Below are 13727 nucleotides of genomic sequence, written 5' to 3' on the forward strand. Positions count from 1 at the left end.
ACTATGCTTTTCTTTTTTGCATCTCTAATTCTAAGCGGTGTAATTTTATTTTTAAGTGTAATTATCAATCAGCTCATTGCTTTTAAGTCTGATCAAATTCATAAAAAAAGAGCCAGCACTGGGCTGACTCTGGAGATGATCCTTGATCTTTATTCAATTGGACTTTTAGGCATTGTTTTAACGCCCCAATAAACCACGCGCGACAATTTCTTTCATAATTTCATTGGTTCCACCGTAAATTCGCTGGATTCGCGCATCGACAAAGAAACGAGAAATCGGGTATTCCGTCATATAGCCATAACCGCCAAACAGTTGCAGCAATTGATCGGCAATTTTCATTTGCATATCTGTCGCAAAGCTTTTTAAAGCGGCTGCAGTTTCGACGTCCAGTTTGCCTTGCATATACAATTCGACGTTTTGATTATAAAAAGCAGCGGTTGCCAATTCATCAATTTTAGCCTGTGCCAAAACAAAACGGGTATTCTGGAACTGACCAATGGCTTGTCCAAACGCCTGACGCTCTTGCACATATTGTGTGGTCACATCAATTGAACCTCGAATAGCACCCAATGCAGTAGCTGCAATCGCAGTACGTTCACGTGGCAATTCTTGCATTAAATAGGCAAAACCATGCCCTGCCTGTCCTAACAATTGATTTTTCGGCACTTTGACATTGTCAAAGAATAGCTCTGACGTGTCTTGTGAATGCAAACCAATTTTTTCCAAATTGGTGCCTTTTTTAAAGCCTTCTAAATGAGTATCGACCAACATGAGCGATACGCCTTTGGCACGTGCTTGCGGATCAGTTTTTACTGCCAAAACCACCAAATCTGCATGCTGACCATTGGAAATAAAGGTTTTAGAACCATTCAGTACATAATGATCATCTTGCAAAATGGCATTGGTACGCATGGCTTGTAAGTCTGAACCCGCGCCTGGCTCGGTCATGCCAATTGCACCAACCACTTCACCCGATACCATTTTAGGCAGCCAGTATTGTTTTTGTTCTTCTGTACCAATATGCAAAATGTACGGCGCAGCAATTTCAGAATGACAGGAAATACCTGTAGAAAGTGCGCTATAACCTGCACGTGCCGATTCTTCGACCAACATTAGGGAATAATGCGTTGGAACACCATAGCCGCCATATTCTTCAGGCACATCAATACATAAAAAGCCATTTTCACCTAACAGATTCCACACGCTGCGCGGCATGATGCCCTCACGTTCCCACGCAGCATAATGCGGTGCAATATGCTCCTGCATAAAACGTCGAAAGTTATCTCTAAATAATTCTAAATCAGCATCATAAGCCAGCATATCCAATCCTTTATTTTTCAATTGTTGTTTTCAATAGTATCCATGCTATGCATTTTTATACAGGCTGTCATGTGTTATCCCTACAGATTGTCTTACTTTACAGTCAAACTTTAGTCGTCATTTCAGATATGCAATGAAACTTGTGGCAGCTCGTACAAGCTGAAGCTGTGAATAGTGCTGCAAACTGTTGCCGAAGTTTATACACTAGTATACTAACTAAAGATGTGTGTGAACTCGCTTATGCCAAATACAAACCCCAATAAAAGAAATATTTATAAAGATGCAGAACATCCATTCGCACAATTTATTCGAATTATTGGCAAAGGCAAAACAGGCGCACGTTCACTGACCTATGACGAGGCCTATCAAGCTTTTTCTATGATTTTGCGCAATGAAGTGTTGGATGTGCAATTGGGTGCTTTTTTAATGTTGCTGCGTGTGAAGGAAGAATCTGTAGAGGAGTTGGCAGGTTTTGTACAAGCTACCCGTGATCAACTGCAATTTAAACCGCTTCAGGTCGATTTAGACTGGTCATCTTATGCAGGTAAACGCAGACATTATCCGTGGTTTTTATTGGCAGCGCTGACTTTAGCAAAACATGGCTATAAAGTGGTGATGCATGGTGCTTCTGGGCATACCATCAACCGTTTATATACCGAACAAGCACTGCAATATTTAGATTATCCAATTTGCCAAAATGACCTAGACGTTGAGCAACAATTAGCGCAGCGTAATTTTGCTTATTTACCTTTAGATGTTATTTCACCGATTTTGAGTGAGTTGATTAATTTACGCAATGTGATGGGTTTACGTTCTCCTATTCATACCCTTGCCCGTTTAATCAATCCTTTTAATGCCAAAGCCACCATGCAGGCGATCTTCCACCCCGCTTATCGCAGCTCGCATCAACAAGCCGCATTTCAGTTGGGTTATCAAAACAGTGCAGTAATTAAAGGCGAAGGCGGTGAATTTGAGCGCAACCCTGATGCCAAGACATTAATTTGTGGCATCAAAAATGGCGCTTTATATGAACACGAACTGCCTAAACTGACCGATAACCGTAGCCCTGTAGAAGAAGAATTGGATTTGGCAGTATTTAAAGCCGTCTGGCTAGGTCAGCAAACTCATGAGTATGGTGAAGTCGCCATTACTGAAACCATGGGTATTGCTTTATATACCATGGGTGTTTGTGATGATTATGCGGCAGCAATGCAAAATGCACAGCAGCTTTGGCAAAATCGTCACAACTAAAACGTCATTGAAGATACAAAAAAAGACACCCATCTCAGGTGTCTTTTTCATCTTTCAATTTTCATGAAAGCAGTTTTGCATCATTTAAACAAAACGAATCGGTTTAAATTCTTCATGCTTGTGATGATCGTCATCACACTGCTCGCCTTCTTCTTTAGTGCCACGGTCAATATAGCCACTACGCTCAGTTTCAGGCAGGTTTTTCATTTCCCACGCATACACTGCTTGCATACAAATTTGACGTTGCTCTTGGGTCAGCGCAACACCATTAGGCCACTTGCCAATTTCAATTGCCGTTTTTAAACGTCCAACAATTTCAGGATCGAGTACGGCAAGCATTTGTTCAATATTCATCATTCATCCTGCTGTTGCATTGATTCAAAATCTTGATTCCACCCTAACTTGGTTCGACAAGCCATATAGAAGTCATAACCTGGTGGATGTAATAAATTTAATTTATAAGGATGTTTGCGGATATGCAAACTATCTCCAACATTTAATGAAACACTATGTTGACCATCGGCACTGACCATCGGCAACACACGGTTTTCACGAATATTGATTTTAATTTCGCTGTGCCCACCCACCACAATTGGGCGTGAAGACAAGGTATGTGGATGCATAGGCACCAATGCAATTGCATCCATGCTCGGATGCACAATTGGGCCACCACCCGACAAAGCATAAGCCGTTGAACCTGTTGGGGTCGAAACGATTAAACCATCACTGTGCTGACGATAGACATATTGCCCATCAATATTCAGTTCAAAGTCAATCATGTGAACCGACTTACCCGAATGTAGCACCACATCATTTAAGGCAATGGCTTCATAAATGATTTCGCCTTTAGAGCGCACTTCCATTTCCAGTAAAAAACGGCGGTCTGACTGAAAATGCCCTTGCAAAACCTGATCAAGTTTAAAGATTACTTCTGTCGGTTTAATATCGGTTAAAAAGCCTAAACGCCCGCGGTTCACACCAATTACAGGGGTATTGTATTTAACCAAAGCGCGTGCTGCATGCAGCAATGAACCATCACCACCCACCACAATCACCAAATCGACCACTTCGCCTAATAAAGCACGGCTAACTGTTTGGGTATTGTTATAAGGTACAAGTTGAGCAGTGTCAGAATCAAAAACGGGATGCAAACCCAATCCTAAAATATGGTCGTGAATCAGACATAATGTTTCTACAACAGAATATTTGTCTGGACGACCAATCAGTCCAATGTTCCGAAAGTTCTTATGTGAAATTTGCACCTGCGATATCGCTCCGCTACGATTCGACGCCTATCATAGCACTAACCTAGTTGATTTAAAAAAACTTTAGTGATTCAAAATTCTAATTTTTTAGTACACTATTTCTCATCATTTATCGTTATATTATCAAACTTTTTCATACACAAATTTTTCGCAAAATAAGATAACTATAAAACGAGAAAAATCAAATATATTTAAAATTTCTAACAAGCTAAAACAATAAAAAATCTGTATGCTACACACTTCTAACCACATCTTTTTTTACTCTTAAATTCTAAAGAATATATCGGTCATTTTTATGAATCTTAATAAATATTTAGCCATTTACGGAGCAGGAATATTTTTTGCTGGACTTATGTTTTTGGCTAAACATGATTACTTAAATTTCTATCAAGAAAAAGCGCAAGAATTTAACACTAATAAACCCGTAAGTTTTGTTCAGCCTATTGAAAACAAGGTTAGTCTTTCTCAAAATACCCTACCAAATCAGTCAGACAAAAATCTTTTGGAACAACTTAAAGTAGATATAGAAGATACAAAACTGTCCTTCCCTTTGCAAAATGAAGATAAATCAACCTTTATAGATGTAATTCTCATAGATAAAGATGTTGCCTATACCATTATTACCCCGCTAACAAAATCTGATTTTACCGCAGAATATATTCGCTTGATTACTGAAACCAATTGTAATGATGAATATTTGCAACCCTATTTAAATGCAGGTTTTAGTTTTACTTATAAATTTTTTGACCTACACATGAATCGTATCTTGGACTTAAGCACCAACCTTAATCACTGCGAAGGTTTACAACAAGCTAATACTATTTAATTAAATTGAGCATAATTTTTCCCTTCAGTCACAGATTAATTATTGCAAATTCAGTAAAAGCTTCGCATGATTAGCAAAATTTATCAGGATCTTATCGCGATTTATGAAGTCTGAGCGTGGCATAGGCATAATTGCATTACTATTTTGCATCATCGTTATTGGTGGATTTATTGCATTTAGTATCTACTTGATTCGTCTGGATAATATTGTCAGAGACAAATTTGAAGGACAGCGCTGGGATATTCCAGCCAAGGTTTTTGCACGCCCATTAGAAGTGTATAACAATGCACCTGTCAGCCAGACCGACTTTACTCAAGAACTAAAACTGCTTGGCTATAAAAATACAGATAATTACGCTAAATCAGGCAGTTATGTCAGCGATGGTAATACTTTATTTGTGCATACCCGTGGTTTTGACTTTGGCGATAGTGTTGAACCTGAACAGGTTTTAAAAGTCAGCTTTGCCAATAATCAAATTAGTGAGGTGAGTGCCACCAAGCCTTCTAATACAGGCATTGCACGTTTAGAACCGATGTTGATTGGCGGAATCTATCCACAGCACAATGAAGATCGTGTGCTGATTAAACTGAATAAAGTACCTAAACCACTCATTGAAGCTCTTATTGCCACTGAAGATCGTAATTTCTATCAACACCACGGCGTTTCAATTCGTGGTACTGCACGTGCCATTGTCAGCAACGTCACGGGTGGCAAACGTCAGGGTGGTTCTACCCTTACACAGCAATTGGTGAAAAACTTTTATTTAAGCCCAGAGCGCACTTTAAAACGTAAAGCCAATGAAGCACTCATGGCTATGCTGATTGAGTTGCATTACAGCAAAGATGAAATTTTAGAAGCCTATTTAAATGAAGTGAATTTAGGTCAAAATGGTAACTATTCTATTAATGGTTATGGTCTGGCTTCACAGTTTTATTTTGGTATGCCATTGCGTGAGCTAAACATTTCACAACAAGCCTTTTTGGTCGGTTTGGTACAAGGTCCATCATTATATAATCCTTGGCGCAACCCTGAAGCTGCCAAAAAACGTCGTGACATTGTACTAAACAATATGTTGGTGATGGGTTATTTAAACCAAGAACAATATGAAAAAGAAACTGCGCGTCCCTTAAATGTCATTACAAAACCGACCATTGGCCCTGCCCGTTTCCCTGACTTTTTAGATATTGTCCGCCGTCAATTACGTACTGAATATCAAGAAGGAGATTTGACCAATCAGGGTTTGCGTATCTTCACGACGCTTGATCCGATTGCACAAACCAACGTACAAAATGCTTTTAAAGCATCGGTTGAGCGTTTAAGCAAAGCCAATCCAAAGAGTTTAAAAGAATTACAAGGCGCGGTGCTAATTTCTCATCCTGAAAATGGCGAGTTAGTGGCAGCGGTAGGTTCTACGCAAGATTTTACGGGTTTTAACCGTGCCTTGGATGCCAAACGTCAAGTTGGCTCACTGCTCAAACCAATTATTTATTTAAGTGCGATTGAGTCTGGTCGATATAACTGGGCAAGTCCTGTAGAAGACAGCCAAATCAGCATCCCAATTGATGGTAAATCTTGGACACCACGTAATTATAGCGGCAGCGATCATGGGATTGTGTCTATGTCACAAGCCCTATCTCAGTCTTATAACCTATCTGCAGTTCGTTTGGGACAGGAGTTTGGATTATCTACCTTCCGTAATCACCTCATTAAATTTGGTGTACCAAGTGATGCGGTTCCGCAATATCCATCTATTTTCTTGGGTGCGGTAGATTTATCACCAATGCAAGTGATGGACATTTACGGTAACTTTGCCACAGGTGGTTTTAAATATCCGACCAAAGCGATTCGCACCGTAGTCGATGCCAATGGACGTTTACTGGATCGTTATGGTTTAACCGTACAACAAACTATTGATCCTTCTGCCGCCTATATTTTGAATTATGGCTTACAGCAAGTGATGAGTTCTGGTACAGGTCGTTCAGCTTACAATAGCTTATCGACAGATTTAAAATTGGCAGGCAAATCAGGTACAACCAATGATACTCGTGATTCATGGTTTGCGGGCTATTCAGGCAATTATTTAGCCGTTGTATGGCTTGGTTTAGATGACAATAAAGTCACAGGCTTAACAGGCTCGTCTGGTGCTTTGCCTGTCTGGAGTAATGTGATGCAGCAATTGCGTCAAAAACCTGTCAACTTACGTCAGACCGAACAAATTCAATGGCATTGGATTGACCGCAGTTCTGGGCATTTATCTGCACAAGGCTGTGAAGGTGCGATGTATATTCCAGTGAATCGTAATAATGTACCGCGTCAGGCAACCGCATGTGGTTTTTCACACTATCAAGTTGAACCCGTTTACCAACCAGATACTGAAACTCAGCAAACAGCTCCTGAAACCAGTGACAGTATCGAAAATTATATCCGTGAAACTGAACCCGTAACAGATGACAATACCGATGGTCGTGTCATCTCAAGTGGCAGTTATATCAATTAAACTTGAGGATATCGGTCAGTTACGCTTATGAAATTATCACGTTTAAGACAAGTTTTTTTCACCACATTCGCTATGGGTGCGATGGCAACGATTGTAGCTTGCCAGAGTTTACCTGAACCGCCTGCTCCTCAGCCTGTGCCTGAAAAACCTAAAACTGTGACGACACCAGAAGGTGTGGTGATTCGTCCTTATGAACGTGAAGAAATTAAGCGTCAATCGTTACAAGTGGTGGTGCCACAACAAACCGTGCAACAAAAATTAGAGGATGGTCGTAGTTTGCCTGCTTTTCAAAAGTTGATGCAGCAAACCCAGACCGCTTATAAACAAGGTCAATTCAATCAGGCCGAAACAGCAGCTTTGCAAGCGCAGCGACTTGCCCCGCAAGCGGCTGAAACCTATTTATATTTGGCTTTAATTGCCAACCAAAAGAAGCAACCCGCTAATGCAGAAGCCTTGGCACGTCGTGGTTTAAGCTATGCACAAAGCGATGCCATGAAACGTCAATTATGGCTAGTCATTCAAAAAGCAGCACAGCAACAAAATAATGCCAAAAGCCTTGCGCAAGCCCAACAAGCTTTGAAAGATTTGTAAGGACGATAATTTAATAAACTAAAAATCGCTGAGTGTGATTACATCAGCGATTTTTTTATTTGCGCAAACTAGAAAAAATCAAATAAAACGTACACCTGCAATGCCATAGGCATGATGCTGCTCTGCGGTAGTTAAATCATCTTGAGTTAAGCCACCCAAAGCAAAAACAGGAATATCGACAAATTCAGCGATCTGCTGGAATTTTTCCCATCCTAAAGGTGTGGCATCATGATGCGTGGTGGTTACTAAAACAGGACTGAGTAAAATTGCTTCACAACCAATTTGCTGTGCATGTTGTGCCGAAACAATATCATGACACGCTGCAATATAACGCTGCCCAACTTTTAAATCGCCCTTTTGTAATTGCATCAGTTGCGATTGTTTTAAATGAATTGCTGCAATGGCGTGTTGCTGAATCGTATTTAATTGCTTCCACAATTCCAAATTGACAATCACTTGCCCCAGTTGCTCAATGCAATATTCTGACAATTCGACCTTGCATGCAGCATTGGGTTCAACCCGCCAATACAGCAGTTTTTGCTTAGGCAAATTTGCTAAATGTTTTAAATCTTCACTGACTTTAATTGCCTGTTGCCACACTAGTCGTTGCACAATTGCACGATTGGCTTGTGGAAAATTCAGCTCTAAAAGTTGCGGACGGCTAAACCATGTCCAAGGCACTTGAATATCTTTTAATAAAGCTGCGGGTACAGCAGCCTGAAAAATATGCAGATTGACAATCACATCATCATATTCATGGCAAATAATATCAAAAGCATGCCAATGCTGTATGCCAACACCAACTTCTTCAAACACTTCACGGCGGCAAGCATCTACAGGAGTTTCGCCTGCTTCCACTTTCCCACCTGGAAATTCGTGTTTATTGCCCTGATGTTGTTTGGCTTCGCGCCAACCCACCAACACTTTGTTTTGATGAAATAACAGCGCAATTGCCACATGAATATTTGGCTTGGACATGAACCCGATTCCTTTTTTGCAATGTACGTTTTACTGCAAATTGTAGACTTTTATAAAATTAAAAATAATCCGTTGACAGGTTTACATGATAATGATTATCATTTAAAACAATTCTTACACACCACGGAGTAACTCAAAATGAACGCCCCATTTAACTTATTTTCACGTCATTCAGACACTCAGCATGCCCTACCTATGTTACATTCAAATAACTTGTTCGCGCTAGGACGCGAAATTCGTATTTTGCATGCAGGCGAAGAATATCGTTTACGCTTAACCCGTAACAATCGTCTTATTCTCACAAAATAATTAAAATAATCAACACAATAATAAACGTGGAAACAGCAGTATGAATCAGCGCATACTGCTTTTAAGTTCTGACTTGTTTAATTTTAACTTGCTTCCTAAAACCAATCATATTTACAACTGGGCTTTAGGCAACAAAATACGCACTTTTAAACCACCTTGTTCAGCACGTGAAAATTCAATTTTTCCTGCATGCAACTCTATAATTTTCTTACAAATCGACAGTCCTAAACCAGAACCTTGAGTTTTACTGCCTAAAGCACGGTAAAAGCGTTCGCCCAAACGTGCCAAAACGTCATCAGTCACTGCATGACCATTGTCGGCGATGCAAATTTCCTGCATCAATTCATGCGGTTTCGCTTCAATCCAAATACGTCCTTGAGGTGCTGCATAACGCACTGCGTTGTCAATCAAGTTGCGCAGGCAGCTAAATAGCAATTCAGGATTGCCTTGCACTTGTATCGGTTGAATATCTGACTGAATCTGAATGGCTTTTTCCTGAATAAACGGCGTCAGACTTTGTAAAACTTCCTGCACCAAGTCTGCTATAAATACAGCACTTTTATTTAACGATGCCGCATCTGTCGGGTCTAAACGTGCCAATAACAGCAAATTTTCCAATACTTGTGTACCACGACTGACATCACGCTGAATTTGCTCTAAATCTTGTGCCAACTCAGGTTGTTGTTGGTATTTACGTTTTAGCACCTGCAAACGCAATTGAATGGCAGATAAAGGAGAGCGTAATTCATGCGAAGCATCTGCTGTAAATCGCTGTTCTGCAATTAAAGACTGCTCTACTCGCCCCAACAATTTATTCAATTGCTGCAGCATGGGTTGCAGTTCTTTCAATTCAGGTTGTGTGGGGATAATTGGCGTCAAATCATGTTGATTTTTTTCTGCAATTTGTTGGGAGAGTTGCTGAATCCGCTTAAATTGACGACCAATCATAAAATGCACAATGGCCCATTGCAGCAACCACAACAGCAATAAAATAGCGGCATAACCTAAACTGGTTGCAGCAATTTCCTTGAAGCGATATTTAAGCGGCTGCGCGACAATCACATGCAAGCCATCTTCCTCTGCCACATAGCTGCGCCAAATTTGTCCATCTTGCCAGTGAAATGAAAAACCATGCTCAGATACCACGGCAAGCTGAGACAAGTGAAGCTGAGAAATGTCATGTTCATCTTCAGAGGTAGTCAAAATCAGATCATCTAATCCCAATTGATAGGCAATATGAAATTGCTCACTCAACTCATCGACCTGATTGCCTGCATGGTCACGCAAGTCTGCTCGCAGCAACATATCGGCTATTTCATCCATAATGTCATCATGCACGCGCATGGTCTGATAACTGGCAACCGCCAATAATAAAATCAGGGCGAGTCCACCCGCCAAGACCGAACTTAAAACGGAGCTTTTAACCAGTTTGGACTGTAAAGAAATGACCTGTTTAGACATGCGGAGATCAAACTGAATTAGTTATCTTGCTGCATACGATAGCCTAAACCTCGGATGGTTTTAATGCGGCTACTGCCAATTTTTTTGCGTAATTGATAAATAAATACTTCAATCGCATTACTTTCAATTTCATCGCCCCATGCATATAAAGACTCTTCGAGCTGTTCACGAGTCACCACATGCTGCGGGTTTTGCATCAGTTTATGTAAAATCTGGAATTCCTTGGCCGTTAAATTGACCTGTTGATCATCCACTTTCACTTGTTTGCTTTGCGTATCTAAAACCAAGTTGGCAAATTCAAGCTGCTGTGTCGGATGACTTTGCGCACTGCGTAACTGACTGCGTACCCGCGCCGATAGTTCTTCAAGGCTAAACGGTTTGACCAAATAATCATTGGCACCTAAATCAAGTCCCTGTACCCGATCTTGAATACTATCGCGCGCAGTAATAAAAATAACAGGTGTGTCCTGTTGCTGCTGTCGTAAAGCGTGCAGAATTTCATCACCGCTATTTTTAGGCAACCCACGGTCTAACAACACACAATCATAATGATGCTGCTGAATGGCTAAAATGGCGTGATCGCCACGTTCAACCCAATCGACATTATAACCATCCATTTCCAGCCAGGTTTTAATACTTTCTGCTTGTGATACATCATCTTCAGCCAAGAGTAGTCGCATGCCATCCTCTGTTATTTTTGATGTACTTCAATTAAGAATCTAAGAATTATAAAACCACATCCCTCCTGTGAGGTATGTGGTTTTTCAGTGATGAATGCTGCTTGAAGTAAATCATGCGCACGCATTGAATGTTAGAAATGAACCTGATCGACATCTATTTCAATACGTTTTGCAGGCTTGTGATCAATATCCACTTCACCAATTAAGGTAACAGGCGTTTTGGCAGAAACGGCTTTGCCATTCCATAAGTCATCATCAATATCGACCGTAATAGTGCCTGTGTTATCACGGAACTGATATTTTTCATCACCAATAGATTTCACCACATAACCTTTTAACTGCACTTTGCTGTCATCTTTCAGGCTTAAAGCTTGTTTTACAGTTACATTTTGATGTAGTGCTTGGGTGTTAATGCTGTCGTTTGCCATGGTGGTTGAAGCCATTGCCATTAAACCTGCCATCAACATTGCTTTCATTGTAAATTTCATTGCTTCACCTTTTTGTGTTGCTCATTTCGTTATGGTGATTAAAACAAAGCAAGATGAGCTGAATCTTAAGATTTCCATTTTTTTAAAATTCATCGTAAAAAGTTTGAATCTGCTAATTTAATGGCACTACGCGCAACACTTCCTCTAAAGTGGTCATGCCTTCTAAAACTTTACGCGCGCCCGCAATACGTAACGGTTCAATGCCCTCTTTTTTAGCTTGCTGACGTAATTCATTTAAATTGGCATTGGCGCTGATGAGCTGTTTGGTATCTAAACTTAACGGCATAAACTCATAAATTCCGACCCGACCTTTATAGCCCGTTTGACGGCATTCATCGCATCCAACAGGTTTAAACACTTGTGCAGGCATTTCCATAATGTAGTCAAAGGTCAAATGTTCCCAGTCTTTTTCATTTATTGAGCCTTCCTGCTTACAATGCGGACATAGCTTACGCACCAAACGCTGTGCCAAAACGCCTAAAATTGTGGCAGCAGTCAAAAATGGCTGCACGCCCAAATCATGCAAACGAGTCAAACTCGAAGGTGCATCATTAGTATGCAGTGTCGATAAAACCAAGTGCCCCGTCAGCGCCGCTTGAATCGCCATGTTTGCCGTATCTTGATCACGAATTTCCCCGACCATAATAATGTCAGGGTCTTGACGCATTAAGGCGCGTACCCCATCGGCAAAGCCAAGATCAATGGCGGTATTGACCTGCATTTGGTTAAAACTTGGTTCTAACATTTCAATTGGGTCTTCAATGGTACAGACATTGACTTCTTCTGTGGCCAATTGCTTCAGAGAAGAATACAAGGTGGTGGTTTTACCCGAACCTGTTGGGCCTGTCACTAAAATAATGCCATGACTATGTGCCGTCAGTGCATACCATTCGTTCAGTAAGCGACTGTCAAAACCGAGCTGCTGAAAGCTGCGCACCAGAACTTCAGGGTCAAAAATACGCATGACCAGTTTTTCACCAAATGCCGTGGGTAAGGTCGATAAACGCAGTTCTGTTTCTTGTCCTTTAGGTGTTCGGGTTTTTAAGCGTCCATCTTGCGGCTTGCGTTTTTCAGCGACATTCATGCGACCTAAAATTTTAATCCGTGAGATGACTGCGGTAAGCGTATTGGCAGGCATGTTATAGATGGTGTGCAACACGCCATCAATACGAAAACGTACTTTGCCTGTGTCTTTACGTGGTTCGAGGTGAATATCACTTGCGCCTTGTTCAAAGGCAAATTGCAGCACCCAATCCACCAACTTCACAATATGTTGATCATTGGCATCTGGGTTTTGGGTATCGCCCAATTGCAATAAAGCCTCGACCCCTTTATTTTCACGGTCATGTGCAGAAGATTTTTGTGATGAGTGTACTGCGCGACTCACTTGGTAATATTCGATCAAATAACGCTGTAATTGATCTGGGCTGAGTAAAACTCGCTGAATTTTTTTGGGCAATAAACTATGTTCTAAGTTGGCAACCCATTCTTTTTTATAAGGTTGATCTGTCGCAATTAACACCGCATCTGCAGTCACTTCCACCGCTAAAATACGGTTACGCAGTGCAAATTCCTGCGACATCACAGCTGTTAAAGCAGCAACATCGGCTTTTAACGGATCAATAATATAGAATGGCAAGCCTGATTTATCAGCCAGCCATTGGCATAAACGGTTTAAAGTTAAAGTGGTTTGGGGATGACTTTGATCGACCAAATTAAAGTTGGCAATCCATTGTAACGGATGCCATTTTAATTGATCACGTTGACGATGCGTGGTTTGTACCAAAGCCTGATCACGTTCGGTAATTTTACCATCTTTGACTAATTGTTCTAAGCACCAAGTACTGTCTATTTCAAAATTAAAATTCATTGTTATATGCCCCAAAATCTGGGTTTACTATAGCAGAGTTTGCTTTCAGGGCTGAATGACTTCTTTAATACAGTAATCTTGTATGGTTCGATTAAGCCATAATTTTAGAGTGAAAATAGATTCATAAATGGCGATAAACACAATTCAAATATATGATGTTTAAAATAACACCTTGTATTTGGAATGTTGCT

At 40.6% G+C, this 13727-nt stretch carries 13 protein-coding genes; 5 read left to right on the forward strand and 8 right to left on the reverse strand.

The genetic code is table 11. From position 1 onward, the window contains the following. Nucleotides 1-177: 177 nt before the first annotated feature. Nucleotides 178-1320 (reverse strand): acyl-CoA dehydrogenase family protein, encoded by a 1143-nt coding sequence (locus tag HYG89_RS02015; protein WP_096901859.1) that lies wholly within the window; start codon nt 1318-1320, stop codon nt 178-180. Between the two features lie 240 nt (nt 1321-1560). Between HYG89_RS02015 and HYG89_RS02020 the strand changes: the two genes are divergently transcribed. Then, nucleotides 1561-2571, forward strand: coding sequence for a glycosyl transferase family protein (locus HYG89_RS02020; protein ID WP_096901857.1), 1011 nt, complete (start codon nt 1561-1563; stop codon nt 2569-2571). An 84-nt stretch (nt 2572-2655) separates the two neighbouring features. On the opposite strand, the gene HYG89_RS02025 is transcribed toward HYG89_RS02020, so the two are convergent. Next, nucleotides 2656-2925 (reverse strand): YeaC family protein, encoded by a 270-nt coding sequence (locus HYG89_RS02025; protein WP_004972971.1) that lies wholly within the window; start codon nt 2923-2925, stop codon nt 2656-2658. After that, nucleotides 2925-3842 (reverse strand): NAD(+) kinase, encoded by a 918-nt coding sequence (locus HYG89_RS02030; protein WP_207973958.1) that lies wholly within the window; start codon nt 3840-3842, stop codon nt 2925-2927. The genes HYG89_RS02025 and HYG89_RS02030 overlap by 1 nt, the downstream gene beginning before the upstream one ends. Nucleotides 3843-4131: 289 nt before the next feature. On the opposite strand from HYG89_RS02030, the gene HYG89_RS02035 reads away from it, so the two are divergent. The 3 genes from HYG89_RS02035 (at nt 4132) to HYG89_RS02045 (ending at nt 7750) form a co-directional block, all read left to right on the forward strand. After that, complete coding sequence (locus HYG89_RS02035) at nt 4132-4662, forward strand: hypothetical protein (protein ID WP_167846107.1); 531 nt, start codon at nt 4132-4134, stop codon at nt 4660-4662. Between the two features lie 103 nt (nt 4663-4765). Further along, complete coding sequence (mrcB, locus tag HYG89_RS02040) at nt 4766-7159, forward strand: penicillin-binding protein 1B (protein ID WP_178865838.1); 2394 nt, start codon at nt 4766-4768, stop codon at nt 7157-7159. Nucleotides 7160-7231: 72 nt separating this feature from the next. Continuing rightward, complete coding sequence (locus HYG89_RS02045) at nt 7232-7750, forward strand: hypothetical protein (RefSeq protein ID WP_096901888.1); 519 nt, start codon at nt 7232-7234, stop codon at nt 7748-7750. Between the two features lie 78 nt (nt 7751-7828). Here the strand turns inward: HYG89_RS02045 and HYG89_RS02050 are convergent, their stop codons facing one another. Continuing rightward, a complete protein-coding gene (locus tag HYG89_RS02050) occupies nt 7829-8728 on the reverse strand; it encodes an NUDIX domain-containing protein (protein WP_096901851.1) in 900 nt (299 codons plus the stop codon). A 138-nt stretch (nt 8729-8866) separates the two neighbouring features. Here HYG89_RS02050 and hemP point away from each other — a divergent pair, with 138 nt between their 5' ends. Continuing rightward, entirely contained in the window at nt 8867-9037 is a 171-nt protein-coding gene (gene hemP, locus HYG89_RS02055) for a hemin uptake protein HemP (RefSeq protein ID WP_004972965.1), read from the forward strand. Nucleotides 9038-9148: 111 nt separating this feature from the next. Here the strand turns inward: hemP and HYG89_RS02060 are convergent, their stop codons facing one another. The 4 genes from HYG89_RS02060 to HYG89_RS02075 all read right to left on the reverse strand — a co-directional run bounded on the left by HYG89_RS02060 (nt 9149) and on the right by HYG89_RS02075 (nt 13536). Next, entirely contained in the window at nt 9149-10498 is a 1350-nt protein-coding gene (locus tag HYG89_RS02060) for a HAMP domain-containing sensor histidine kinase (protein ID WP_178865841.1), read from the reverse strand. Between the two features lie 17 nt (nt 10499-10515). After that, the gene (locus HYG89_RS02065) at nt 10516-11178 is read right to left on the reverse strand and encodes a response regulator transcription factor (RefSeq protein WP_004972960.1); all 663 of its coding nucleotides are present in this window, start codon (nt 11176-11178) and stop codon (nt 10516-10518) included. A gap of 131 nt (nt 11179-11309) precedes the next feature. After that, nucleotides 11310-11666, reverse strand: coding sequence for a NirD/YgiW/YdeI family stress tolerance protein (locus HYG89_RS02070; protein ID WP_178865843.1), 357 nt, complete (start codon nt 11664-11666; stop codon nt 11310-11312). A gap of 112 nt (nt 11667-11778) precedes the next feature. Next, nucleotides 11779-13536, reverse strand: coding sequence for a GspE/PulE family protein (locus HYG89_RS02075; protein WP_178865845.1), 1758 nt, complete (start codon nt 13534-13536; stop codon nt 11779-11781). Nucleotides 13537-13727: the final 191 nt, after the last annotated feature.

Source organism: Acinetobacter sp. SwsAc5, from assembly GCF_013391485.1.
In the GTDB taxonomy this organism is placed as follows: domain Bacteria; phylum Pseudomonadota; class Gammaproteobacteria; order Pseudomonadales; family Moraxellaceae; genus Acinetobacter; species Acinetobacter towneri.

Excerpts from the sequence above, each read along its gene's own strand:
- HYG89_RS02015 (WP_096901859.1), bottom strand. The coding sequence starts at position 1,320 with ATGCTGGCTTATGATGCTGATTTAGAATTATTTAGAGATAACTTTCGA.
- HYG89_RS02020 (WP_096901857.1), top strand. The coding sequence starts at position 1,561 with ATGCCAAATACAAACCCCAATAAAAGAAATATTTATAAAGATGCAGAA.
- HYG89_RS02025 (WP_004972971.1), bottom strand. The coding sequence starts at position 2,925 with ATGAATATTGAACAAATGCTTGCCGTACTCGATCCTGAAATTGTTGGA.
- HYG89_RS02035 (WP_167846107.1), top strand. The coding sequence starts at position 4,132 with ATGAATCTTAATAAATATTTAGCCATTTACGGAGCAGGAATATTTTTT.
- mrcB (WP_178865838.1), top strand. The coding sequence starts at position 4,766 with ATGAAGTCTGAGCGTGGCATAGGCATAATTGCATTACTATTTTGCATC.
- HYG89_RS02045 (WP_096901888.1), top strand. The coding sequence starts at position 7,232 with ATGGGTGCGATGGCAACGATTGTAGCTTGCCAGAGTTTACCTGAACCG.
- HYG89_RS02050 (WP_096901851.1), bottom strand. The coding sequence starts at position 8,728 with ATGTCCAAGCCAAATATTCATGTGGCAATTGCGCTGTTATTTCATCAA.
- hemP (WP_004972965.1), top strand. The coding sequence starts at position 8,867 with ATGAACGCCCCATTTAACTTATTTTCACGTCATTCAGACACTCAGCAT.
- HYG89_RS02060 (WP_178865841.1), bottom strand. The coding sequence starts at position 10,498 with ATGTCTAAACAGGTCATTTCTTTACAGTCCAAACTGGTTAAAAGCTCC.
- HYG89_RS02065 (WP_004972960.1), bottom strand. The coding sequence starts at position 11,178 with ATGCGACTACTCTTGGCTGAAGATGATGTATCACAAGCAGAAAGTATT.
- HYG89_RS02070 (WP_178865843.1), bottom strand. The coding sequence starts at position 11,666 with ATGAAATTTACAATGAAAGCAATGTTGATGGCAGGTTTAATGGCAATG.
- HYG89_RS02075 (WP_178865845.1), bottom strand. The coding sequence starts at position 13,536 with ATGAATTTTAATTTTGAAATAGACAGTACTTGGTGCTTAGAACAATTA.